General features: G+C 36.4%; 18 protein-coding genes. 9 read left to right on the top strand and 9 right to left on the bottom strand.

From position 1 onward, the window contains the following. Positions 1-10 precede the first annotated feature (10 nt). From C7S20_RS16875 to C7S20_RS16835, 8 genes are all read right to left on the bottom strand, one after another. The gene (locus C7S20_RS16875; RefSeq protein ID WP_107013567.1) at positions 11-757 is read right to left on the bottom strand and encodes a COG4705 family protein; all 747 of its coding nucleotides are present in this window, start codon (positions 755-757) and stop codon (positions 11-13) included. Positions 758-1,165: 408 nt separating this feature from the next. Continuing rightward, complete coding sequence (locus C7S20_RS16870; protein WP_107013566.1) at positions 1,166-2,617, bottom strand: hypothetical protein; 1,452 nt, start codon at positions 2,615-2,617, stop codon at positions 1,166-1,168. Between the two features lie 80 nt (positions 2,618-2,697). Then, a complete protein-coding gene (locus tag C7S20_RS16865; protein ID WP_107013565.1) occupies positions 2,698-3,192 on the bottom strand; it encodes a hypothetical protein in 495 nt (164 codons plus the stop codon). Positions 3,193-3,482: 290 nt separating this feature from the next. Further along, the gene (locus tag C7S20_RS16860) at positions 3,483-4,139 is read right to left on the bottom strand and encodes a response regulator transcription factor (protein WP_107013564.1); all 657 of its coding nucleotides are present in this window, start codon (positions 4,137-4,139) and stop codon (positions 3,483-3,485) included. Positions 4,140-4,142: 3 nt separating this feature from the next. Then, positions 4,143-8,354: an AAA family ATPase gene (locus C7S20_RS16855; protein ID WP_107013563.1), complete on the bottom strand. Its 4,212-nt coding sequence runs from the start codon at positions 8,352-8,354 to the stop codon at positions 4,143-4,145. 206 nt (positions 8,355-8,560) lie between these two features. Continuing rightward, on the bottom strand, positions 8,561-8,992 hold the full coding sequence (locus C7S20_RS16850) for a hypothetical protein (protein ID WP_107013562.1): 432 nt from the start codon (positions 8,990-8,992) through the stop codon (positions 8,561-8,563). Between the two features lie 427 nt (positions 8,993-9,419). After that, on the bottom strand, positions 9,420-10,604 hold the full coding sequence (locus tag C7S20_RS19820) for a type ISP restriction/modification enzyme (RefSeq protein ID WP_227009038.1): 1,185 nt from the start codon (positions 10,602-10,604) through the stop codon (positions 9,420-9,422). Positions 10,605-10,752: 148 nt separating this feature from the next. Next, complete coding sequence (locus tag C7S20_RS16835) at positions 10,753-12,060, bottom strand: paraquat-inducible protein A (RefSeq protein ID WP_107013561.1); 1,308 nt, start codon at positions 12,058-12,060, stop codon at positions 10,753-10,755. Positions 12,061-12,642: 582 nt separating this feature from the next. Between C7S20_RS16835 and C7S20_RS16830 the strand changes: the two genes are divergently transcribed. The 6 genes from C7S20_RS16830 to C7S20_RS16805 all read left to right on the top strand — a co-directional run bounded on the left by C7S20_RS16830 (position 12,643) and on the right by C7S20_RS16805 (position 17,949). Next, positions 12,643-13,254 carry a hypothetical protein gene (locus tag C7S20_RS16830; protein WP_159039967.1) on the top strand — a complete coding sequence of 204 codons (612 nt, stop codon included), beginning with the start codon at positions 12,643-12,645 and terminating at the stop codon, positions 13,252-13,254. Positions 13,255-13,392: 138 nt separating this feature from the next. Continuing rightward, positions 13,393-14,148: a hypothetical protein gene (locus C7S20_RS16825; RefSeq protein ID WP_107013559.1), complete on the top strand. Its 756-nt coding sequence runs from the start codon at positions 13,393-13,395 to the stop codon at positions 14,146-14,148. Positions 14,149-14,305: 157 nt separating this feature from the next. Continuing rightward, positions 14,306-15,103: a GIY-YIG nuclease family protein gene (locus C7S20_RS19675; RefSeq protein WP_193510774.1), complete on the top strand. Its 798-nt coding sequence runs from the start codon at positions 14,306-14,308 to the stop codon at positions 15,101-15,103. A gap of 250 nt (positions 15,104-15,353) precedes the next feature. Next, on the top strand, positions 15,354-15,953 hold the full coding sequence (locus tag C7S20_RS16815) for a hypothetical protein (protein WP_107013558.1): 600 nt from the start codon (positions 15,354-15,356) through the stop codon (positions 15,951-15,953). A gap of 212 nt (positions 15,954-16,165) precedes the next feature. After that, positions 16,166-17,275 carry a DUF262 domain-containing protein gene (locus C7S20_RS16810; RefSeq protein ID WP_107013557.1) on the top strand — a complete coding sequence of 370 codons (1,110 nt, stop codon included), beginning with the start codon at positions 16,166-16,168 and terminating at the stop codon, positions 17,273-17,275. Then, the gene (locus tag C7S20_RS16805; protein WP_107013556.1) at positions 17,275-17,949 is read left to right on the top strand and encodes an MAE_28990/MAE_18760 family HEPN-like nuclease; all 675 of its coding nucleotides are present in this window, start codon (positions 17,275-17,277) and stop codon (positions 17,947-17,949) included. The genes C7S20_RS16810 and C7S20_RS16805 overlap by 1 nt, the downstream gene beginning before the upstream one ends. A gap of 124 nt (positions 17,950-18,073) precedes the next feature. Here the strand turns inward: C7S20_RS16805 and C7S20_RS16800 are convergent, their stop codons facing one another. Beyond that, positions 18,074-19,069 carry an IS110 family RNA-guided transposase gene (locus C7S20_RS16800; protein WP_107013555.1) on the bottom strand — a complete coding sequence of 332 codons (996 nt, stop codon included), beginning with the start codon at positions 19,067-19,069 and terminating at the stop codon, positions 18,074-18,076. A gap of 238 nt (positions 19,070-19,307) precedes the next feature. Here C7S20_RS16800 and C7S20_RS16795 point away from each other — a divergent pair, with 238 nt between their 5' ends. The 3 genes from C7S20_RS16795 to C7S20_RS16785 all read left to right on the top strand — a co-directional run bounded on the left by C7S20_RS16795 (position 19,308) and on the right by C7S20_RS16785 (position 22,163). Further along, on the top strand, positions 19,308-20,291 hold the full coding sequence (locus C7S20_RS16795; RefSeq protein WP_107013554.1) for a type I restriction enzyme HsdR N-terminal domain-containing protein: 984 nt from the start codon (positions 19,308-19,310) through the stop codon (positions 20,289-20,291). A 205-nt stretch (positions 20,292-20,496) separates the two neighbouring features. After that, positions 20,497-21,303 (top strand): hypothetical protein, encoded by an 807-nt coding sequence (locus tag C7S20_RS16790; RefSeq protein WP_107013553.1) that lies wholly within the window; start codon positions 20,497-20,499, stop codon positions 21,301-21,303. A gap of 158 nt (positions 21,304-21,461) precedes the next feature. After that, complete coding sequence (locus C7S20_RS16785) at positions 21,462-22,163, top strand: CBS domain-containing protein (protein WP_107013552.1); 702 nt, start codon at positions 21,462-21,464, stop codon at positions 22,161-22,163. Positions 22,164-22,183: the final 20 nt, after the last annotated feature.

Raw genomic sequence — 22,183 nt, 5'->3', positions numbered from 1 at the left:
CGAATAATACTTATTCTACCGGTTTTCTTTTTAGGTTCCTGTGAGAAATAATTATTAGAATGGAAATGACAATTACCGAAACAATTGAAGAATTCAGTGTTCCCAGGTCCAGACCGCCTTTGGCAACGGGTTTGGTTAAAAAATCCCCAAAAGTTGCTCCAAAAGGCCTCGTGAATATAAAGGCGATCCAAAACAAGATCACCTCGTTGATTTTTGTGAAGTAATGTAATAGCACCACGATAAGGATTATTCCGGCAGTGACCATGGCACCGTATATATAGCTTAAGCCCACCACGTCACTTAAATAATCACCAAAAGCGGTTCCCAGACTATTTGAAAATAAGATGGCGATCCAGTAATAAATTTCTTTGTCCCTTTCAAAAATAGGATAAACACTTAAGGATCCGAACCTCTTTTTCCAGAGAACCAGGCTTAGAATTAAACCCGAAAATAAGACCAGACTGCCTAAAGTATATCCCAAATGCAGACTCCTGTCAAGAAAATCGGATATTTCAGTACCTAATGTAGTTGTTGCAATAATTACCAGCCAGTAGAAAACCGGGATGTATCTTTTAGCTGTTAACTGAATGGAAAGTACCACCAAAAAGAAGATCAGTGTTATGATTATTCCCGTTAAATAGCCAAGATCTAAGGTCATCGACAAATAATCTCCAAGCGTTTCACCGAGGGTTGTTGCCACAATCTTCATTAACCAGAAGATCAGGGTTATTTTGGCAACTTTATTAAGTTTTTCCATATTCTGTTATCGAAAGACCACCGCATATTGATTGCGCTGAAGAATTTTGAAGGTACTAATTTTCTTTTTAAGTGAAGTTGTGAAGCTGTGAAGCTGTGAAGCTGTGAAGGAGTGATGCAGTCCCCCAGTCTCCTCGTTTCCCAGTCTCCAAATCTCCCAGTCCCCAAGTCCCCCAGTCTTTAATTCTCCCAGTCCAAACCATAAGATCCTGAAAGAAGTTCAGGATGACGATAATTATACCAGCAGAATCTGAAGGAGGTGCCGTATTAATTTAAAAAACAGACAAATAGGTGTTATAAAGGATAATTTTCAGAATTTGAGTTTTCCTTTTTCTTTTAATCTTTTCTGCTAAAAAAGAATTAAGCCCCTCGTGATCACGAGGGGCTTTTGAATTGATTGAGATGACCTTTAGTAGTAGGAATATTTGATGTTTTCCTGGTTATCATTGCGTTTGCGTTCTATCAAATTTCCTTCTGTATCGAAAATGTGGAGATAGTAAAAATTATCTGTGATGCTGTTGTTTTGAACTTTCAGGATCATGTAAAGATTCTGTTGCGGGAACAGGAATGGAGTAACTTCTAAACCATAAGAAGGATCTGGTAACTGGCTATAGGAATTGAATGTATGGGTAGAAATTTCTGTCCAGACTCCATTTATAAGGGTAGTGTGTACTTCTGTAGCTAAGGTCCCGTCGCTATTATAGGTATAGGCATATCTATCAGTTTCATTTGCATTTCTGTTAAGATCAAGATTAAAATCTCTTTTTAAACTCAACTTGCCATTTTGATGTTCATAAACACTTTGCCTGATTCCGAAGAATCCAACGACTACTTCAGATCTTACGATCTTTCCATTCTCCCAGAAGAAGGCTTCATAATCCCCGGCAATTTCAGCAATACCGGTTAATTTTCCGTTTTCATCATACCAATAGGTTTGAGTAACGATATATGACGAACCGTTTGTTTCCCTTTTCACCTTGGAAATGCGCCCGTTGGAATCATACTCAATAGTTTTTAAAACCTTTCCGGCTCCTGTGGTTGTCTCTACCGTATGAAGTTTCCCTGCCAGCTCATCATCCTTAAGCAGTAATGATAATTGCAGTCTGTTACCTTTTACTAGCGAACCTGTGGCTTCAATAATGCTGAAGTTGATCGTGTTGTGTTTCTCAAGTAGATTATTATTAACAGGTTTCAATTTAATAGTGGTGGAAGTTGCTCCGGATGGGATTGTTATCTCTATGACATTATTGGCATCCATTGCCGGTACAGTTTGTAGTAAATTAGCTACAGATTCCCCTTGGACCAGAATCTTTAGTTTTCCCTCTCCCGGAACAGCCGTCGGGAAATTGATGAAAATTTCAGGCTCTGAGGTGTTATTCTCTAAAATCTCAAGATTTGACCACGCAAATTCCGCAGCAGAAGCCTGCTCATTGTCAAGAATGGTTACTTCCAGAATATTTTTTTCCCCCACCAGGAAATTGTCATCCATTTCCACCAATTCAAAATAGATTCTTTGGTTTTCTTCAAACTGGTCGTTATCCTGGGGAATGAAGCTAAAAGAGGCTTTGGTAGCACCCTTGGCAACAGGAATGTTAATTTCACCATTTGAAATTGCAGGTACTGTTGTAAAACCTGTAGCATTAAGGTCACTCAATTCAACTTTAATTGTTCCTGCGACTTGAGCCGGTTTGTTGAAGTTGATGTTGATCTCCTGCCCTGTAGAGAGCTCAGAGATCATTACATCTGCGGTGAATTCCATCGTTACCGGTAGTGCTGCTGCCGGATTTTCGTCATCATCCTTTGAACAGGAAATGGCGAGAGCCGTAAAAAGGCCTAATATTATGTTGTTTAATGTTTTCATTTTATTGATTTTAATGATTGATTGATGTGTGATTGATGAAATTAGACCTCCCCACCGGTTTGGATGGGGAGATCTTTTAATTAGATCTTATATTCAAGCCCCAGGTTGACGGCTGAAACAGTGAATCCGTCACGATTAATTCCTGAATAAGAACCCAGTACTCCGAGTTTTCCGAAGTTCACTCCCACGTGAGGTTTATAGTAAAGTCCGCCTTTGTTACCTTCATTGATCCCTACAGCATATCCAAGATCTCCACCTGCAAAGAATCGCTTTACATTTACACGGGCAGAAGCCGCTAAAGGAAGAAATTGAATGTCTTCAACTTCCCAACTTCCGAATTCATCTTCTCCGGAATCCCCAAAGAATTGTGAGTAAGCTGCAAGTGCACCAACTTGAACTTTTTGTCCCAGGTTAAACCTGTAGGCTGCATCTGCACCAAGATTAAAGGTGGTAAATTCTTTGATTTCACCGGTAGGTACAGCACCACTAACACCAACACTAAAATTTCCTTTTTGGGCGTTAGCCAGACCCATGGTCATTACAGCTACAACTGCTAAAAAAACTGATTTTTTCATTTTGATTGATTTAAGTTGATAATTGCTTTTTTTGATGATTTGAAGAAGTCCCCATTTCCTGCTTTTTGTTACCAGAGAATATGAAGAATTCTACCATACAAAGATGTGGCAGAAAGCGGAAGTTGGAAATACCTGAACGGCAGGGTTTATTATACCAAAGGCAGGGTATTTTTAGTCTAGTCAAATACCACATAGAGGGTAGTACAGAAGAAAAGAGGCTGTAAATAAAAGAAAAACAGCCGGCTGGACAGCGACTGTTTTTAGATAGGTTTCATAAAAGGCCTTTTTTACTACTCTTCCAGGAGCTTATGTTTGACCGCAAACTTATAGACTCCCAATGAGTTTTTAACCTCAATTTTTCTCATGAGGTTTTTCCTGTGTGTTTCCACGGTCTTCGGACTAATAAAAAGGAGATCGGCGATTTCTGTATTGGAATGCTCGAGGGCGATTAACTTAAGGATCTCCAATTCTCTTTCGGTAAGGCTTTTTAAAGGATCTTCTAAATCGTTCTTTTGTTGGAAATTGCGTAGAAGATTCTGTGCAAGTTGATTACTAATTGTTTGACTAAGATAAGGTTCTCCTTTCATAACCTGCCTTAACGCCAGTTCAAGTTCTGTTTTCCCGGTGTTCTTTAGAATGTAACCTGAAGCTCCTGCTTCCAACATACGGGTGACGAGTTGAAGATCATTTTCCATAGTAAGGCCAAGAACCTTTATGTGCGGATATTTTTCTTTGATCTTTTGGGTGGTTTCGAGCCCGTCCATGACCGGCATGTTAATATCCACAATAACAAGATCTGGAGCGAGACCGGTAAGTTTAAGCATTACTTCCTTTCCACTGTTCGCGGTAGCAATCACCTCTACATCCTCTAATTGAGACAGGAGGGAGGCGAGTCCGTCGAGGAACATTTGATGGTCGTCTGCCAGAATAACCTTGATTTTTGCCATTTTTTAAACCTTAGTTGGAATACTTATATTAAAGACAGTTCCATTGTTGATCGAAGAGTCGATATCCAAATGGCCGTCCAGCAATTTGATACGCGAGTAGATATTTTTCAGCCCGAGGCCAAAGCTTGTAAGATTTTTATCAAAGCCTTTCCCGTCGTCTTCCACAAGCAGGTTAACAAATTGGTGATTTGTAGTCAGAGTAATGATCACTTTACCGGCCGAGGCATGTTTAATAATGTTTTGAAAGATCTCCTGGAGCACCCGGTACAATGTGTACTTGCCAGCTGGAGAGAGGTCATCCCCCGAGCCATAATAACTGAAACTATATTTTATCTCCCCGGTTTGCCTATATTTTTCAATAAGGTTTTCGAGTATTTCTTTCAAGTTCTTGTGATCAAGATCTGGTGGCATAAGGTTGTGGGAGATAACTCTTACATCTGAACAACCTTCGTCTATAAGTTGCATGACCTGTTCCAATAGAATTTTCTGCTCTGTTTGAAGTCCGTCCTCATGAAGGCGGGACAGGTTGATCCTGCTCAAAGCCAGAGTTTGGCCTAGGCTGTCATGAAGGTCACGGGCTATTCGCTGTCTTTCCTTTTCCTGAGATTCAATCACAGCTTCAATCCTGTTTTTTTCCTGCCGCTTGAGTTCTCTGTTCAACTCATCATTATTATCATAATAGATCTTGCTTGCAAGTTTCGAAGAAACAAGTTCTAAAAGGAGCAGGAACTCCTCTCTTTCAGCTTCAGAGAAATCGGGAGAGTTTTCCAGGTAAAGCAAACCTACGGTCTGACCGCTTTGGCTTATAGGAAAAACAGTGAGATTTTCAGGTTGTTCTTTTCGCAGGTAAGCATCTACAGCAAAAAGAGGATCTCTCGAAAGATCCTTTAAAAATATTTTTTCTCCTTTTTTAATGCTGTAGTTTATTACACCCACAGGCAAGTGCGCTTGCAATACACCAATAGATCTGTTAATTATCCTTCTGTTATTAGGTGTAAAGGCTATAACTTTCCAATGGTTCTCATCACAAAGAATAACGCCCGCCTTTTCCGCAGCTTTTTCTTTTAGCAGGAGAGCAAGTAGATGTTCTGTTAATTCTACCAAAGAAATTTCACTTCGGGTAGTAGTTTGACCAAGAATATTTCGAACTGTTTCAATAAATCTCACCGATTGTGCAGCATCGCCTGATGCGGTCCTATCGCTGTAGAAGGCAGGATACAATTCTTTAAGCTGATTGACCTTGGCAGTTGCCCCCCAGTCTCTGTAGAATTTGATGCTTTTCTTTAAATAGCTTTTCGCCTGTTTGTTTCGGCTCTTATCCCGGTAGTATTCAAATGCCCTTTCAGCAGCGATGGCAGCGTGATGAATGAATTCCTGTTCTTCAGCCTCCTCAATGGCCAGATCATACAGCAGGGTAGCCTGTTCAAAATCTCCTTTACATTTGGCAATTTCGGCTTCCAGAAGATATACCTTGTGAAGGTAATTTCCGCTTTTAAAGGTGGAAAGCCGCTGTAGTTCTCCCAGCATAGGCGCTATATTTTCCAATACCTGCGGAAGTATATTAGGTTCGTGATAAGCCTTCTGAAGCAGGCTTAAAGAATAGAATAAAAAATGCTCAAGTTCTATTTGATATCCTTTGCCAACAAATTCCAGCCCGGCACATTCTTCTCCGGCTGAAATTGCATTATCTAAGAACCCGCCGATGTAGTTCAATTTTTCCCTTGCCAGGAGTAGATTATATCTGCTGGTGGGGTTATATTTTGATTCTGTCAAAATTTCTTCAGAAAATTCGAAATGTCCCCGGGTAAAACCAGGCTTTTCTCCGGTGAGATAAGTCGCAAAAACATGATCTGTGCCTCTGATGAAAAATACATGATAATTTTCCAGTTTTGCACAATCATTAAGGTGCTGTACAAGGTTCTTACCTCTGTAATTATTCTTAATGCGAATGATTGTCTCGCAAAAAGAGGCAAAATGAAGGTCTCCTGCTTCAATAGCCTGTTTAGCAGCCTCTTCCAGCTTTTCAATGCAGAGTTTGTAGTGAAGATCCCAGGGCAGGAAATTTAAGGCTGCAACGTAATAAACCATATAAGAGTACCTCTTAAAAGGCTCTTTTTGAATCATCTTGAGCGCCATTTTTCCGAGAGAATGAGCTAAATCCCGATTTTCTTCACTTAAAAAACCGGTAAAAAAGCTGGCAGAAAACAGAACAGGCGTAACCGGAGTAAAACCCTTCTCCAGGCTAAGGAGCAATGTTTTTGACACCATATACAAAGACTTGTAAGGATCTCCATAATACATTAAAGTCATTGAGGTAGAAACCAGGTTCATAAGATCCTGATATTCAATGTCTGCGTTGATGAACCTTGTAAAATCGACCTGCTGTTCTAAAAGTGTAGCTTTTTCAATGAGCCTGAGACAATCTTTGGAACATTTTTCTATAATTTTTTCTCTATCAGCAGGAATGTCTATTCCGTAGGTTGAAAGACACCCTTCAAGACTGGCAATGGCATCGAAGAGGATGTGTGGAACATTATTTTGATGTACAAGGGCAGAGCAGATCATCATTTTGAGAAGAGTCGCCTGCAGGCGTTGATGCCGGCTGCAATCAAGACCCATTATTTGTTGTACGTAATCAAGCGCGCCTTTAAAATCCTGAAGCAGGAAGGAAGTTTGGGCATGGCCGTAGTAAATTGAGAAGTGGATGCTTGTTTTATCGATATCAACTTCTTTAAAAATCTCATTAAGCCTGTGATCTGCGATCTTTATATTTGAAATATTTTCTGAAAAAAGATCTTCTGCAGTAGAAAAATACCTCCGGGCTGTTTCAAAGGCCGTATTCTTTATAGCTATATTTCCTGCATGAAGGTTCAGCAAGATCTGTTCACTTCGACCTAATGTTTTGGAAGGGTTTAGTTGTCGGGCCTGGTTGAGATGGTTAACAGCACTTAAGAATTGCCTGCCTTTGAAGGCTTCCATTTTTTCAAGTAAATGACGGCCGGTTCTGTAATGAAACTCAAACTTTTCAACATTTGAAAGTAGTGAGTTAGCAGCAGAAAAAATGGTGTCATGGCTAAAGATATAAATGTTTCTTTTCCTAATAAGTAGCTCCATCCCCGTAAGTTGCCGAAGGTGATTTGTAACCTCCCTTTCGGGGAGGTTTAGAATTTTCTTCAGCAAAACCGAGTCGAAGGAATACCCCAGACAGGAAGCTGATGCCAGGACCTGTAATTGATGGAACGGCAGGTCACGCAACCGTTTTTGAATAAAAGCTATGGTATCTTGTTGGGTTCCTAATTTTGGCAGACTTTCCCAAAATGATGGATCGTGTAATTCGATTCTGTCTGACCGGTCCCGTTCAATAATCCTGAGGATCTCTTTTATACGAAATGGATTGCCACTACTTTCCAGCCATAGATAATTTTGAAACTCTTCCAGGTGCTGCTGTGAAAAATTCCAATGCGCCGGCACCATTTTTTTGACAGAATTGCGCGACAGTGGCTTCATTGGGATAAAAGTTACATTTTTAAGATATTTCAGAGAATGGTAGTCAGAAGGCTTTTGTTCTGGTTCTTCAATGGCCGGTCTCGCTGCCGTGACAAAACACAACCCCTTGACATCATTGCTGACCAATAGCTCTTCCAGGAGGAGGTAAGATGCCCTGTCACACCACTGCAGGTCGTCAAGAAAAATAATGATCCTGTAACCTAAAGCGGTAATGCTTCTAAAAAATTTCTTCAGGAAATAATAGAATCTTGCCTTTAGCTGATGTGGCTGGACCACAGAAGAATTACTTAATAAATACTTACGGCTAAAGAATACTTCTAATTCCTCAAAAATATCTGTAATTGCTGTGACATTGGTTTGCAGGGCAGAGGTGACATTATCTTTTAAAGAATCATACTCCTCGTCAGGCAAAAGAAGGATTTGCTGTGCCCAGGAGGAAAAAGCCTGTCTAAAAGCAGAATATGGAGTATTCTCCCGGTGGTTCTCAAACTTCCCATAGAGTTGAAAGCATTCGGGATCACGGCAATTTTCAAGTACTTTTTTGATCAACGTAGTTTTGCCAATTCCGCCCACACCTTCGATTAGCAATAATGAAGTGCCCAACCTGTGGTCAAGCACCAAGGCTTTTTCAATCGCTTTTAATTCTTTATCCCTTCCAATGATGGGTTTGGAAACCGTGGTGGACAATTTTTCTAGTGGACCTGGCATTTGCTCGTATGTAACGTTCCTGATTAAGAGTTGTTTAGCCGATAAAGGTTTAAAAATAAATTAAAAACCAAAACGAAATCTAACTCTTGATAATTTTTTTTGAAGCGTAAAAATAATAGTAAACATTTGATAAACAGGTGACTGATGTTCAGGTAAGGAGGCAGGAAACAGCCAAAACAGCTTTCTCAACCTCTTGGTATTTTTATTCATTCAGCCTGAGAAACTTCCTTTTGCATACTTTGTTCCAACCATTGTGCTGCATCATGTATCCTTTTGAAGATCCTTATTCTAAAGATCTTGCCCGGTTGTATCTCTTTTTCCATTTCCAGATTGCTAAAGAGATTTTCTGGAGAAACGTATGCCACTTTTGAAATCCCCGCCTTGAACAGCCTTAATAGATTTAGCCTTTCTACCCACGCCAGGTCCTCGGGAGGTAAGATCTTGCCGTTGTTTACCTTAATGAGATATGCTTTGAAGCTGCCGGAAGAGATCGTGTTCAATATCTGCTTTAGTTCGAGTTTAGTCAAAACATGAGCTCTAAGATGTTCCTGGTAAAGAATTGTTCCCGCAGGATTAGAAGACAGGCTATAATCTTCATTTTCTGCCAGTATTATTTCCTGAAAACTAAATTGTTTCATAATTGCGATTATAGGGGTCAAAAATCAATTTATCTGCGTTTAACCAAATTAAGATGAATCAGCTTTTCAGCTTTTATAAACGGCAGAAGTTAGCTTGTTTTTAAGACCTCTTCATTTATACAAAAACCAACTCCAATTGCCCGTTTTGTCCTAATTCGAAAATTAAAATTGCGTACTACAAATGTGCAAACTAAAAAGGTTTCGACGAATACCCTTTTGGAGGGGTTTTATCTACCCTGTTCATGGTATTTGTAACAAAAAATATGCTTTTTAGAATTAGGATAATAGTAGAAGGAGTGAAAAAGTGATGTTGTGATGCTGTGATGCAGTCCCTTCGTCTCCTTGTCCCCCAGTCTCCACGTCCCCTCGTCCCCAATTCTCCCAGTCCCCAAGTCTCCTGGTCCCCATGTCTCCAAATCCCCCTGGTCTAATCTTCTTCTTTTATAATCTCAATTTTATCGATCTCTTTCATGATTCTGTCGGTTTCGGTGAGGGCGACGATGATCTTCTGGTAATGCAGGATATCTTCAAAGCTCAGTTTTCTGCCCTTGCGGTCTTTTAGCCATTTTTGTGCGGGCTGGTAACCGCCGATGTAAAATTCCCAGGCGACTTCGGGAACATTATCGAAATATTGTTCGTCGTTGATCCAGACTTTTCCAACTGGAGACTGCTTCGTCGTTTCTCTTCTCACAGTGACGTTTTTTTCGCTGTTCTCGACTTCCTGCCCGTCCGGCAGGCGGGCGCTCGAACTGACATTGTTCCCGATTTCATTGGGACTGCTATCGTTCCCGACTCTCTTTGAATTATCTTTTTCGTCATGCTGAACCTGCCTGTCCGGCAGGCGGGCTTGATTCAGCATCTCTTTATTTTGAGATCCTGAACCAGATTCAGAGGGATGAGCGTTCTCGACTTCGATCGAACTGACATCTGAGCTCGAACTGACCTTGTTCCCGACTCCCTTTGAATTATCCTTTTCGTCATCTTGAACCTGCCTGTCCGGCAGGCGGGCTTGATTCAGCATCTCTTTATTTTGAGACCCTGAACCAGATTCAGGGTGATGAGCGTTCTCGACTTCCTGCCCGTCCGGCAGGCGGGCGCTCGAACTGATATTTTCACTGGAACTGACATTTTTTTCGAAACCGGGTGAATTTTTGGTCATTTTTCGCGATACCAGGTTGTCTCCGCCGGCGGGATAAGTGGTGATAAAATCTTCCACTTTCTTGCTTTCCAGTAAATGAATGCTTCGCAGTTCACCGCCCAGTTTTACAAGTTGCCAGAATTTCTCCTGGGCTTCGGGATAGGGAACGCGCGGGAAATCGATCTTTAAAAATTCTTTATAGGTTTCGCGGTAGGTGGGCGAGTGGAGCACGGCATAGATATAATCCAGCAGGTCAAGCGGTGTAAAATATGTTTTGAACTCGGGTCGCAGTTCTTTGCTTTCTGCAAAACAAACTTCGCCTTCTCCCGGTTCTTCGGCTAAAAACTCCAGACCTAATTTTTGAGAAATTTGCTCGACGATCTTTTTGTTGAAAGCAGGAATTCTTTCTTCTTTAGGCTTATCAACCTCATAAAACCGGGCATTTACAGAATCTAAATATTCTTGTAAAGACATGCAGTGGTTGTTAGCATTAGGCAATTCGACTGGCAGGGCAGAGGTATTGCAGATTTCAGGATCATAAATCTATAAAAAATTTGGAGGTATTTGCTAACAGAAAACAGATTTATACACGAAAGCCACACTTCACCTTCATAAATTAAACTCAATTTGTTACCAGCGGAGGGTCTTTTTCTAAAGCTGTTATTCTTTTAAGAATAGTCGAAAGGATCAAACTGAATAAGACGAAGCCAATAAAGATGAGGAAGCCCGGTTGTAAAGATGTTTTATTGGTTGAAATGCTCACCAGGGAATTCGTTTCCATGTTAAGCCTGGAAAGCTGGTTATCAAAAATTCCCTGAAAGCCTATGTATGCCATAAAGATAGCGATTACATACACATCGGCCATGCTCCATTTCCCTGATTTAAATGCGAAAAAATGCAGGATTTTGTTCTTTCTGGTTTTTTCATTTCCGCCCAGATATATTTGTGTGGCCAGTAATTTTGAAATCGGAAAAATAATGCTGAAGGTAAGGATAAGCAGCCCTACGAGGTAGGAGTCCACTTTTCCGGTATTAAAGAGTATCCCAATGACCTCGAGGATGCTCTTGCTTTGAAAGAAGATCACCTGATCGTTAAATGTTATGCTTTCGCCTATCAGCTGAAAATCGACATGTTGAAAACGGGCATCAATTTCGATCATTGGCGCCGTAATACCCGAAAAAAGAACTACCAGAGATACCAGCACAGAAATAATGAAAAGCGGCGTGTGTAGCGCTTTTTGGTTTCTTAACAGCCACCACAACACAAGAAATATTCCGATGATTCCAAGGAGTATAAAGGCGTGAAAATAAGTTTGAGCTTCCAGTTCTTCAATCTTCTGCGGCATTTTCTCATTGAACCCATGGAGATCTTCTACTTCATACTTGTCTAAAAGGGTTTTTAACCGTAATTCTGCCTCTTGTGAATCATCATGAGTAAGGTCACTATATTCCTGCAACTTGCTTTTTATCACATATTTGAGGGCCTCCTTGTTTTCCGGCTTCTGAATTTCATTGACGATAGTTTGAGCGAACATGGGAACAAGAGCTCTTATCTTATCTTCGGGAACCAGGGCTTTTACTGCAAATTTTCGAACTTTAGCCTTGATGCCTTTCTGTTTTTGGTCCAGAAGGTCGGCGCCCTTATCAATGCCCGCGGTTAAAATATTTTCAACCTGGATCACCAGAGTATCTTCCTGGGCCTCTGTAAACTCAAATTCATCAATGCGATTGAGGACCATGGTCGTGAGGTGGTCCCGCCAGAGGTTTACTGACATTAATCCGTGGGTAATACTGTTGAGCTCGCTGTAATCTCTTTTGATTTCGGCTGCTTCCGAAGAATATCTATAGACCGAATAGCTGCTCCATCCCGCGAGTAGCAATAAAGCACCCGCAAAAAGAATCAATAAGAACTGCTTTAAAATTCTGGACATAGCGGCTGAAATTTATTAAAGGTAGTCTTTAGATTGATTACCTGTCACTTACAGCTTACCTATTGTAAAAAATAAAAGAGATTGTTTTTAAAATTCACTAAATACGGGGGATACCCTTTCGTTTATAAAATCAACTAATTTTTCTGAGCGGTATTAAATGGTCGGTGATTGGACAGCTTTCGGAAGCAAATCCGGATTTCATAGAAGATGAGAAAAAAACTCTGTGGAAATCAGCGGGGATCAGCGGGGAATTTAAGGAAGTAGGAAACAAGATTTTATTTGAATTCACTTTCATTAAATTCTGGATTAACCAATCTCGAATCCCCAATTAACTATTCCCCAATTAACCAAACTTACTTCCCAATACATAAATTAGTTTTGCAGTAATTATGGTGTTTTTGAGAGTTTGAGGTACAATAGGCCTCGGAAAGTAACACAGAAATTAACAAGTCATCCAAATTTATAATTTTCTAATAAATTCTCCAATAATTTCTCCCTTCTAGACAAATAGTATGTATGGTTGATAATTGGGGTTTCATTTTTGAATTATTAGCTTTAATAAGTTAATATTTTAAATTCAAAATGATGGAAAATTTTTCATACAGATATGCAGTTTTAGATCTACTTCACCTGCAGGATCAAGTAGAGCGTCTTATCAAAAAATATCCAAAATATAAGGAGATCGCTGAAGTGCTTTGTGGGAAAGACTATTTTGCCGAGGATTTTCATATTTCTTTCCCAACGATGGCTTCGATAAGTCGAGATACAGATTTACCTTATTCAAGAGTTAAAAAATATATTAGGGATATTCATGATTTACTATTTACTGATGATGCGCATAACCTGATCTTTAATAAAGTAAAATATAGATTCTGTTTTGCTTTTGATGAAGACCATTTCGAGTTTACTTTGAATAGTCTGCCGGTTATTCCTAGAGTAGGTGAAAATATTTATATCCCTTTTTTTAAAGCAAATTTAAATATGGACTTTTTTTACGTGGAAGAGGTAGATTATGTTTTCGAAAAAGGATTTCAGATAGTTGAGATTTGGTGTAAATCAGGTTTTGGAAATCAATATTTGAAATTGAGAAAAGATAAAGCACAGGCTCTAGGCGAAATAAGCAGTGATGAAATATGGAAATTTAATAATTCGGCAATACAAAGAAAATTAAGGAGTAGAGAATTAGATCTATAATTTCAATCCTTAATGTGTTCTTCTTAAAATTGATATTTACTTCATGAAAGTTCTATAACTATGTTTATCCCCTACATATTTTATCTTAAAGAGTTATATTGGTCCTTATATAACGAGTTGTAGCGCATTTATTAAACAATGAGAATAGTTAAATACTTAGTTTCAATTTTATTAATTATCTGGGGGATATTAATTGGATGGATAAAATTATATTCAGTTGGGTTTCACATTCCAATTCTTACAATAATTACCACAATAGCGATAATTAGTGGAATTTCTAAAAGTAAATATTCTAATATCATATTTTTTATCTCAGCTATTTTATGGGTAATAGTAAGTGCAGAAAATATTGGATTCGTTATATTTTTTGATAATGGAAACTATGAAAGAATGATATTTGGGATTATTCCACTTATTCTTAGTACTACAATATTATTTACTACATCAATAGAGTTTAAATACATTAATTCATTTTCAAAAAAGATTTTTCTGCTAGTTGGTTTAGTATTATTAGGAATTGGTTCCTATATCTACAAACCCACAATTAAAGAAATAAATTGCTGGTACTACTTTGATAAAAATCAAGATTTTAAAATTTCATTTGCAGACTCGCCTAATAGTAAATTTGAAGTTGAATTAAATTCGGATCAATTAAAGAAACAAGTAAAAAAAGAAGGTATGCAATATTCTAGTAGAGAAGGATATCACTGCCCTGAGACAAAGGTTCGAGTTATAACAAGCTTTGGAAAGATAATTTCAGCTAAAATAAAATCATTTAGAAATACAGATATAGATAAGAAAGTGGTCTTTGAAGAACCAACAGAAATTCCAATATATAAGATAAATGGAAATCGAGAAATTTTAAAACCATTTATGATTAACCTTTGGAATTAATAAACGCGCAACAACAACGGTTACCGCAAATGGCGGGTTTCATAGAAAAGAACTAAATTAGTTTCCATAACAAACAAAACCGTAAGCCGACAAATTCGCTTCTATAATTCCGCGCCACTTGTCGTTAACCGGGACCGTTGTGCAGCATTAAAGAAAGATGGAAAAAAGAACAAAATTTACTCAACAAGAAATTGACATTTTAGAATCTCTGATCAAAAAAAGAATTAAAGCCGACAGAACCGAACAAAAATCTATCAGGAACAAAATGAGAAAACTTGGTTTTTACGGCTCTTATTTCGGCATATCTGATCTACAACCATCTGATTTACAAAATTTAATTCGCTCCAGAAGAATTACAATAGTTGATCACAATAAAGAAAATAATCTTAATCCAGAAATTAAAAAAACTGTAGTTAAAGAACAAGGTATTAAGACTTCAGAAGAATTTGAATTTTTAGTTTTTAATCCACAAAAAAGTTCAATTACAGATATACCAAATGAGCCTGGAAATTATATTGTTTGTCTGAATAAGAATTCGAAATTACCTGAAATTGGTATTGAACCAGAACTAACAAAATTTAAAGGATTAGAAGTTATTTATACCGGAATAGCAGGAACAAGTTTAAGAAAAAGAGATTTTAAACAGCATTTCACAGGTAATAATGCTGGAACTTCTACACTTAGAAAATCAATAGGTTTATTATTTGGTTTTGATAAAATACCAAGAGATAAAGATCCAAATACAGGAAAAACTAAATTCAAATATGACGATGAATTGAAATTATCAGAATGGATGAATTCTAATTTGACTTTATACTTTATATCCAATCACAAACACAATGAATTGGAAAATGAACTCATTAAAAAATTAAATCCACCACTAAACTTGAGTAAGAACAAATCGATTATAAATCAAGATTATAGGAAAAAACTATCGAGATTGAGAAGGGCTTAACGCTGCACAACAGCGGTTCATCTGAAATTCCGGGTTTAATCGAAAAAGTGTAATTTTAGAAACCAGGAAAAAAAATGGTTAAGCCGACAAAGCCGAGTCCCACTCCACCACATACGAACCGTAACCGTTGTAGCGCATTTTTCTATGGTTGGCGGTTATAATATTAAGAATAAATCTTAGGACATTTGTAAATTATGAACCAACTTTTTCTTAATATAATATTAGAGATAATGGCTTTTAATTCTACTAGATGAAAATTATCTTAGTTCGAAATTCAGTTAAAATTAAGGACAAAGATTATTCATTTTATATGTATAATTATGAATACCGCTATTTAATTTTAATTTGGAAAACTGATTTGAAAATTGAGGAGGACGAGAATAATTATCACGAAAATGAAGACTGTACTATTATAACAGAGCAGACACTTGAATCACTTATTTATGTAAAAGCATTTTCCAATTTATTCAGGCTTGAACCTAATTTTGAAAATTTTAATGTGATTCATCAAATTGAGGATCAGAATAGAGCAACATTTCATTTTTATGAGAACTTTATTGTCCCAGTATATAAATTCAGAAACTCTGCAGAAATAGAAAAATATAAAAAGTTTCCAAAATTACATTTCTGTACTTGTCACTATGGCGGTAGATCCTATAATACGGAGTATACATTTTATCCAATTAATGACATAACTTGTTTAAACACAAAAAAAGTTTATCATGATCAATCTTTAGAAATTTGTAATTTTTGTGAACCAAATAACTATTACAAGGAACTATTAAAATCTGGCATTGCATTCCATACTTCAAATTTCTTTTATAATATCTCAAATGAAAATTTAAGGTAGTATCAAATAAATAACGATCGTATCCTAAATTTGAAGTAAGAATCGTTACCAAAAACGCGCAACAACATTGGTTCATCGCAAATAACGGGCATTCTGTTGAAAAGTGTTATTTTAGAGATCAAGTAAAAACCAACAAAGCCGACAAGAACGTGTCCCTAATCCACGCCACTTGCCTTAACCAAGACCGTTGGGTGCAAGCTTTAAAATAAATTATGAGTAAACAAGATAGATTATTAAGAGAAATAGAAGAGAAGAAAACAGAATTTAAAACCGATAGCTATCCAATGTCAATCGGAGAACTGATTAATCTTCATAAAAATGACGAATTGTTAATTAATCCAGATTTTCAGAGATACTTCAGATGGAGTAATACTCAGAAAACAAAATTGATCGAATCTATTCTTTTAGGAATTCCAATTCCTTCGATATTCGTATTTCAAAGAGAAGATGGAATATGGGAAGTTGTAGATGGTTTACAAAGAATATCAACTCTTCTTCAATTCATGAGTGAATTACCAGAAGTAGAAGATGTTCCTAAAAAAGATAGACTAGTTTTAGAAGGAACTAAATATCTACCCCACTTGGAAGGAATGGTATGGGAGAAAAAAAACGATGATGATATAGAATTACCTAGTCCACTAAAATTACACATTAAAAGGTCTAAACTGAATCTCTCAATCATCTTGAGTGACTCAGGTCCAAATGCAAAATTTGATGTGTTCCAAAGATTAAACACAGGTGGTTCATATGCATCAGATCAAGAAGTTCGGAATAGTGTAATGATAATGATTAAAAAGGACACTTTTACGTGGTTTAAAAAACTGTCTAATAATGAAGATTTTAAAAATACTATCTCTTTAAGTGAACGATTATATGATGAGCAATATCCTATGGAACTTGTATTAAGATTCATTGCATTGACAGAATACGATTACACAACAAAAAAAGAACTTAGTGACTTTTTTGATGAAATCGTAGAAACTATTCTTGAAGATCAGCAATTTGACTACCAAGGGATAGAGAGTAGATTTAATAATGTTTTCGAAGCAATTAATAATGTCCTAGGTGAAGACGCCTTTAAAAGGTATGATGGTACAAAATTTAAAGGAAAATTTTTAGAATCTGCATTTGAAGCAGTTACAGTAGGTCTTTCCGAGAACTACAGTAAATATACTTTTCCAGCAGATAATGAAATATTTAAAGAAAAGGTTCAAGAGTTGCATAATGAAGCTACATTTCAAAGGTATACTGGTTCTGGTTCTAACGCAAGAACAAGAATTCCAAAAATAATTCCATTTACCAAAGATCATTTTGATAAATAATGGGTAAAAACGTAATCACATTTGATCAGTTAACAGATAAAATTATTGCAGATTTTTCTTGGAGAAGAAAGGAACTTACAGTTCTAAAAAGTAAAATTCCGAATACTAAAAATCCACTTCAAACCGCAATGATAAGAGCCACAATGCCCTTATTATATGCTCATTGGGAAGGATTTGTAAAAATTAGTTTGTCATATTATTTAGAATATGTTTCGAACAAAGGTCTCAAACATGATGAGCTTAAAAATCAATTTGTTGCACTTTCACTTCAAAAAAAATTAGGCACCCTTCAAGAAAATAGTATAGAAAGTAAAACTCAAATTATTGATTTTATTTTTGATAAAGCAAGTAAACAATCAAATATTCCAACCAAAAACGTCATCAATACAAAGTCCAATTTAAAATATCATGTTTTAGAAGAAATACTTTTCATAATGGATCTAAAAGATGTTTATTTTGAAAGTCAGAAAGATCTAGTTGATGATTTGGTAGATGAAAGAAACCATATTGCACATGGTGAGCATAAGTTGGTGGACTATGATACATTTATAGAGTTTCATGATGATATTATTGCTTTGATGGAATATTTAAAAACTAAAATTGAAAACAGTGCAGTACTAGAATCTTACAAAAAGCCAGCACCCAACACCGCTTCATCGCAAATAACGGGTTAAATCGAAAAAGTGTAATTTTAGAAACCAAGATAGAAAATGGTAAGCCGACAAGTCCGCGTCCCTACTCCCGCAACTTGTGTTAACCGTATTCCAAGATCAAATCCAAGCTATTTTACTTTAAATTTTAAGCTGCATATTTACACAAATCCACGTATGGTGTTCCTCGTTTGATTACTGCAAATACCCTGGATAACAGTTTATTTCGGACATTATTTAATGCAACCATCTTCGGTTTTCCTTCTGCTACCTTTCGTTGGTAATATTCTCGTAATTCACCATCATGCTGAATGGCTGAGACACTGGCCATACTCAGCAGACTTTTCATCTTGCGGTCACTCATAGGATGCCCTTTTGCTCGTCTAAAGACACTGGTGCCTGAACTATGTTCAAAAGGCGCTGTACCACAATAACTCGAAAACTGTCGCCAGCTGCTGAAGCGCTCAAAGTTACAGGTGTGATAAATTAACTGACAGGCCAGGATCCTTCCTACTCCTTTTAAACTGGTGAGTAATTTGTAATTCATTCCCAAACGTTCTTCTCTTTTTAAGAGCTGGTCGATCTGCTTCTCCAGTTTCAGGATCTGTTTACTCAGGTAAGCTATGGTGTGCTTTAAACTTTTACAGCTAACATCTGTAGAGGGGCTGGATAAAAGCCCCGTAAGCTCTTCTAAGGTTCCCATAAGACCCGTGCGATTTCGCACTAGCTGATCTCTTAGACTTAATAACCTTCCCAGTTCTAATAAAGCTTCATCACGAATACTGCTGCATTCTAACTCTTCCCTGTGCAACCAGGCATACCTGGCGATCATTTGGGCATCCACGCGATCTGTCTTCGTGCGAACCAGTCCGGAAGATCTTTTAATAACTATGGGATTCTCCTGTACATAATCCAGACCGTTAGCCTGCATGAAGATGGCCAGCTTTAAGGAGTAATTTCCAGTATGCTCAAAACAGTATAAAATATCATTTTCTGTTTCTGAAAATTGACTCACCCATTTCACAAGCGAGAAATAACCTGATCTATTGTTATCAAATACCCGATGTTTACTATGGTTATGAATAAAAACATCTAAGGTTTTTTTGGACACATCAATCCCTACCGCTAACTCGTAATTTTTCATATCTTTAAAATCGATTAATTATTGAGTTGCGTTAACTATCTCCTTTAACGGGGCCTACAAGACCTGGTATTCCAATTAGTTCTTCGCAACAGTTAGTAGAAGCTAAGGGGACTCTTACGCTTAATAGGACTTTACTAGAGACCGTTATGGTTCTCCCCTTAGTTTCTCTCTTAAGATAGTAAACAAAGTAAAGGAGACCGTTGGCAACAAGCAAAATGAAAACTCAACTTAAAACGAAATGATGGAAAATTGGAATAAACTCTGCTACTACCTTTCAGAAAAAATTCAAACTGATATTCCTGAAAATGAATTTGAACCCATTGTTGAGAAAGGATTAGAAATTTTAGGTTGGGATGAATTCTCTGGAGATTTTGAAATTAGACCAAATTACCAATTGGGATCGACGAAAAATAGCTTGAGACCTGATTTTGTAGTTAAATCAAATGAAACGGGAGAAAAATTATTTGTTGTAGAAATCAAAAGACCAAAAGTACCTTTAAGTAGCCAAAACCAAACTCAACTATCGACATATATGCGGCAGTTTAAGTTAGATTTCGGAATTCTAATTGGACCTCAAATTCAAATATTTTACGACGGACATTTGAATAATAAGGAAAATGCAACATTAATTGAAAACATTGAATTTAAACGTGAAAATGAAAAAGGAAAAAAGTTCATAGAATTATTTTCAAAAAGTTCATTTGATAAGAATCAACTGGTCAAATTTGCACAGAAATCCTATAAAAGGATTAACGAACGTGAGACTGAGAAAGAAATAAAAAAAGAAATATTATCAAAGGAATTTAAAGAGAGCATCTGGGATTTAGTTATAAAAAAACTATCTACAGAGTATGATATTAATTTGGTTTCAAATGTAATAGAGAATTTCAAATTAAATATTTCCGAAATAAATAATGAGACAATTCCTGAGAAGACTTTTCAAAATTACACTTCTAACAAGGTGAATTACTCAAATGATATTTTGCCGATTGAATTAAATCCTCCATCGGAAAAAGAATTCAAAGAAAAATTGCTGATAACAAAAACAGCTTATATAACTACCTTTTACAAAGATGGAAGAATAAAAGAGAAAGTTTGGAATGCAAATAGATTTAGTGAAGATTCTCACCTACTTGGAAATATAAGATCTAGACCAGATTTTAGGAATGGGACTTGGCAAAAATTAAAAATTGAAAAGGTTTTAGTTTCTATACATAAGTAAGGTGAAATTTGCCAGTTGCCAACAACGTGTACCGCAAATGGCGGGTTTTACAAAAAAGAACTAAATTAGTTTCTATAATAAACCAAACCGTAAGCCGACAAATTCGCATTCATAATTCCGCGCCACTTGTCGTAAACCGGGACCGTTAGCTGTAATTTAATATTAAATTTCTAATAAAATTAAACCATGAACAATTCCCTTAAAAATGAGTAACCTTCTACATCGAAACACTAACCGCTGCCAATTAATAAAAGATGTTTCAAAACAATTTTGGGAAGACATTATTTCATTTCATTCTACTGGCCAAAATTCTTCTGAAATATATTACACAAAAAAATTGGTTTCAACTATTTTGGGACACGCAACGTCTTTAAACTATTCAATTTTTGCTAAAGAACCAGGAATGGAAAAAAGATGGGGAAGTGATATTGATATTTATATAGAAAGAGGTGTAAATGACTTTCTTCTTTACGCATTTCAAGCAAAATTATTGAAAACTGGTCAAGAATATAGTGACTTAGATAGAAACAAAAACGGTATATATCAATATCAAAAACTTGTAAACTATGGAGTTTACAAGCAATGTTATGTCTATTATCTATTTTACAATGGAGTTTTGAACTACACTCACTCTGGAAACAATAAGTGTAACACAGCATTTGATGAAGACCAGTTTGGCTTAAGTTATGTAGAAATTGATGACATTCAAACCGTTATACCTCATAAGATAAATTGGACTTTTAATCATTTTCACCCAAATTTAGCCTCGCCATTATCTCAGCTTGTTTGTTGTAAAAATAGTAGGCGAAATAATATAAAATCATACGATTATGAAGAAATCATAAAAGAGTTGGAAGATTATGAAATAATAAACCAAGAAAATGTAGAAGCTTTTTTTGGTAAAGCGATAGATCTGAACTCGCAACAAACTACTGATCAAATTGATAAAATTGAGTCAGAAAGAAAATCTGATGTTGTTATAGTAATAAGAAATACAAAGAGTACATATTAAACTACAGCTAACAGCGATTAACGAGGCCAATATGCGGTTTTCAAGGAAAAACAATAACTTAGAACTCCAAACAACAAAAAAATAAGCCGACTACTCCGCGTGCTAATTTCCGCTCACTGGCGATAATCGCAGCCGTTGTGTGCAATATTTAATCAAGTATGGATAAAGCAGAAAAATTTATTGACACTTATAATAAGATAGATAAGTTTCTAAGAGAATCTGAGAATTCTGGGTCTTACGTCACATTTTCTCAAAAGATTAAAAATTCAAAAAACCAGGTTGTCCAACGTTATGGAGATGAGTTAATATCTCTTGGTGAATTGAGAAATGCGATTGTTCATAATCCTAGATATGGAAATAAACCAATAGCAGAGCCATATGAGAGTACAGTAAAAAGAATTGAGGAATTATTTGAAAAAATAACAAACCCTAAAAAGGTTATTCCTTTATTTCAATTTGAAGTTTTAGGCGCACAAGAAGAGGATTTTGTAAATGATATATTGATCCAAATGAAAAAGAACTCTTTTTCTCAATTTCCAGTATTTGATGAAAATAAGGAAGTAATAGAATTAATTAACAATAATACTATTTCAATATGGCTTTCAAGCCAATTGGAAGAAGATGGAACTATAATGACAGAGAAAGTAAAGATAAAGGATTTAATTCCCGAAATTGAATTTAATGAAAATTATAGATTCGTTTCTAGATCAACATCAATTTATGAGGCTTATCAAATGTTTATAGATCAAATAAATAATAAAGAAAGGAATTTAGATGTAATTTTTATTACTCATTCTGGTAAGAAAAATGAAAAATTATTAGGACTCATCACTATAGAAGATATAGCAAATCAAGTATAGTACAAATACTGCAAACAATA

Source organism: Christiangramia fulva, from assembly GCF_003024155.1.
GTDB lineage: Bacteria > Bacteroidota > Bacteroidia > Flavobacteriales > Flavobacteriaceae > Christiangramia > Christiangramia fulva.
Note: the sequence above shows the minus strand (reverse complement) of the source record. Positions and strands in the feature narration are given on the sequence as shown.

Excerpts from the sequence above, each read along its gene's own strand:
- C7S20_RS16875 (WP_107013567.1), bottom strand. The coding sequence starts at position 757 with ATGGAAAAACTTAATAAAGTTGCCAAAATAACCCTGATCTTCTGGTTA.
- C7S20_RS16855 (WP_107013563.1), bottom strand. The coding sequence starts at position 8,354 with ATGCCAGGTCCACTAGAAAAATTGTCCACCACGGTTTCCAAACCCATC.
- C7S20_RS16830 (WP_159039967.1), top strand. The coding sequence starts at position 12,643 with ATGATGGAAAATTTTTCATACAGATATGCAGTTTTAGATCTACTTCAC.
- C7S20_RS16790 (WP_107013553.1), top strand. The coding sequence starts at position 20,497 with ATGAGTAACCTTCTACATCGAAACACTAACCGCTGCCAATTAATAAAA.
- C7S20_RS16825 (WP_107013559.1), top strand. The coding sequence starts at position 13,393 with ATGAGAATAGTTAAATACTTAGTTTCAATTTTATTAATTATCTGGGGG.
- C7S20_RS16860 (WP_107013564.1), bottom strand. The coding sequence starts at position 4,139 with ATGGCAAAAATCAAGGTTATTCTGGCAGACGACCATCAAATGTTCCTC.
- C7S20_RS19675 (WP_193510774.1), top strand. The coding sequence starts at position 14,306 with ATGGAAAAAAGAACAAAATTTACTCAACAAGAAATTGACATTTTAGAA.
- C7S20_RS16865 (WP_107013565.1), bottom strand. The coding sequence starts at position 3,192 with ATGAAAAAATCAGTTTTTTTAGCAGTTGTAGCTGTAATGACCATGGGT.
- C7S20_RS16805 (WP_107013556.1), top strand. The coding sequence starts at position 17,275 with ATGGGTAAAAACGTAATCACATTTGATCAGTTAACAGATAAAATTATT.
- C7S20_RS16835 (WP_107013561.1), bottom strand. The coding sequence starts at position 12,060 with ATGTCCAGAATTTTAAAGCAGTTCTTATTGATTCTTTTTGCGGGTGCT.
- C7S20_RS16815 (WP_107013558.1), top strand. The coding sequence starts at position 15,354 with ATGAAAATTATCTTAGTTCGAAATTCAGTTAAAATTAAGGACAAAGAT.
- C7S20_RS16785 (WP_107013552.1), top strand. The coding sequence starts at position 21,462 with ATGGATAAAGCAGAAAAATTTATTGACACTTATAATAAGATAGATAAG.
- C7S20_RS16795 (WP_107013554.1), top strand. The coding sequence starts at position 19,308 with ATGATGGAAAATTGGAATAAACTCTGCTACTACCTTTCAGAAAAAATT.
- C7S20_RS16870 (WP_107013566.1), bottom strand. The coding sequence starts at position 2,617 with ATGAAAACATTAAACAACATAATATTAGGCCTTTTTACGGCTCTCGCC.
- C7S20_RS16850 (WP_107013562.1), bottom strand. The coding sequence starts at position 8,992 with ATGAAACAATTTAGTTTTCAGGAAATAATACTGGCAGAAAATGAAGAT.
- C7S20_RS16800 (WP_107013555.1), bottom strand. The coding sequence starts at position 19,069 with ATGAAAAATTACGAGTTAGCGGTAGGGATTGATGTGTCCAAAAAAACC.
- C7S20_RS19820 (WP_227009038.1), bottom strand. The coding sequence starts at position 10,604 with ATGTCTTTACAAGAATATTTAGATTCTGTAAATGCCCGGTTTTATGAG.
- C7S20_RS16810 (WP_107013557.1), top strand. The coding sequence starts at position 16,166 with ATGAGTAAACAAGATAGATTATTAAGAGAAATAGAAGAGAAGAAAACA.